Origin of the sequence: Hydrogenophaga sp. RWCD_12, from assembly GCF_046604225.1 — a bacterium.
Classification (GTDB): Bacteria; Pseudomonadota; Gammaproteobacteria; order Burkholderiales; family Burkholderiaceae_C; genus Hydrogenophaga.
In genome coordinates this window covers 1-635 of the sequence record NZ_JBKIXC010000018.1, presented here as the reverse complement: position 1 = coordinate 635, position 635 = coordinate 1, and the positions used below count along the sequence as shown (strand labels likewise).

1 protein-coding gene is annotated in these 635 nt (G+C 66.9%); it reads right to left on the bottom strand.

What is annotated here, in order from left to right; all coding sequences use genetic code 11:
- A partial coding sequence (locus tag ACLIJ1_RS23295) for a VCBS domain-containing protein (RefSeq protein ID WP_411367965.1) occupies positions 1–635 on the bottom strand: 635 nt, incomplete at both ends.

The following is a 635-nucleotide window of genomic DNA, read 5'->3' as shown; positions in this document are numbered from 1 at the left end:
GCGTGTACGTGTACGTGCCGTCCGGGTTCAGAGCCACGGTGCCGAAGCTGCCCGTGGGCGAGCCTTGCAGCGCCGTCGTGTTCTGCGCCGGCGTGCCGTCACCGTTGGTGTCGTTGGTCTTGACGCCGCCCGTCACCGTGGCGTTGTCCTCGGTGATGCCCACCGTGTCGTTGACCGCTGCCGGCAGATCGTCGGTACCCGTGATCGTGATCGTCAGCGTTGCCGTCGAAGTGTCACCGTCCTTGTCCGTCAGCACGTACGTGTACGTCTCCGCCAGCGTCTCGCCCGGGGCCAGCTGCTGCACCGTGGTGTTGACATTGTCCAGCGTGTAGGTGTACGTGCCGTCGGCGTTCAGGCTCACCGTGCCGTAGCTGCCCGTGGGCGAGCCGCTCAGCGCCGTCGTGTTCTGCGCAGGCGTGCCGTCACCGTTGGTGTCGTTGGTCTTCACACCGCCCGTCACCGTGGCCGTGTCTTCCGCAATCGTGGCGGTGTCGGCCACCGCCACTGGCAGGTCTTCCGCACCGGTGATGGTGATCGTCAGCGTCGCCGTGGACGTGTCTCCGTCCTTGTCCGTCAGCACGTACGTGTACGTCTCGGCCAGCGTCTCGCCCGGGGCCAGTTGCTGCACCGTCGGA